The sequence below is a fragment of the Pseudoalteromonas sp. SIMBA_162 genome (assembly GCF_046535955.1).
In the GTDB taxonomy this organism is placed as follows: domain Bacteria; phylum Pseudomonadota; class Gammaproteobacteria; order Enterobacterales; family Alteromonadaceae; genus Pseudoalteromonas; species Pseudoalteromonas marina.
Genome location: NZ_JAWJBQ010000945.1, coordinates 1 through 247 on the forward strand (window position 1 = coordinate 1; position 247 = coordinate 247).

The 247-nt window shown below is 68.4% G+C and carries 1 protein-coding gene; it reads left to right on the forward strand.

Translation table 11 applies throughout. The features are described from left to right. Positions 1–247, forward strand: a 247-nt coding sequence (locus R0J88_RS22500; RefSeq protein WP_410901244.1) for a hypothetical protein, incomplete at both ends; no start/stop codon positions are given.

The following is a 247-nucleotide window of genomic DNA, read 5'->3' on the forward strand; positions in this document are numbered from 1 at the left end:
AGGCGCTGCGGCACGCGGTCAAATGGCATGACGCGCTGCGGCTGCGCTTTCGTGCGGGCGAGTCCGGCTGGATCCAGGAAGTCGTCGACGATCCGGAGATTCCCGTCGGCGTAGTCGAGATCGGACGCGATCAGCTCGCGCAGCACGTCGCGCACGCTCATGCGAGCCTGAATCTGTCGGACGGCCCCGTCGTGCGCGCGGACCTGTTCCGCGTCGACGAAGGCCGAGCGCTGCGCTTGCTGCTGGT